Here is a 294-nt window from a genome sequence, read left to right as displayed (position 1 = left end):
TAAAACGTTTTATACATCGTTTTCGCCTCCCTCTACCGGAACCGTCGCAAACGGTGACCGATGGCGTTTCACATAGGCATTGTCCTCGAAGCGAACAAGGACCGCTTCGGCGACCCGTTGGCCGTCTTCGTACACATACACGCCTTGTTCATCATAACGGAGTTCGATCGATTGTCCGATGAACCGGGACGGAACTTCATACAGCTGCTTGTTCAACGTGACCGTACCATCGGCCTTCACTTTACGGTATTCGCGTTTCAAAAAGATCGAGTCGAGCCAATCCGAATCCTCGAC

1 protein-coding gene is annotated in these 294 nt (G+C 51.4%); it reads right to left on the bottom strand.

Going from position 1 to position 294, the window contains the following annotated elements; genetic code table 11:
• Positions 1 to 9: 9 nt before the first annotated feature.
• On the bottom strand, positions 10 to 294 hold a 285-nt coding region (locus VU18_RS15350), incomplete at its 5' end, for a Mu transposase C-terminal domain-containing protein (protein ID WP_047758418.1).

This window comes from Geobacillus sp. ZGt-1 (genome assembly GCF_001026865.1).
Lineage (GTDB): Bacteria > Bacillota > Bacilli > Bacillales > Anoxybacillaceae > Geobacillus > Geobacillus thermoleovorans.
Note: the sequence above shows the minus strand (reverse complement) of the source record. Positions and strands in the feature narration are given on the sequence as shown.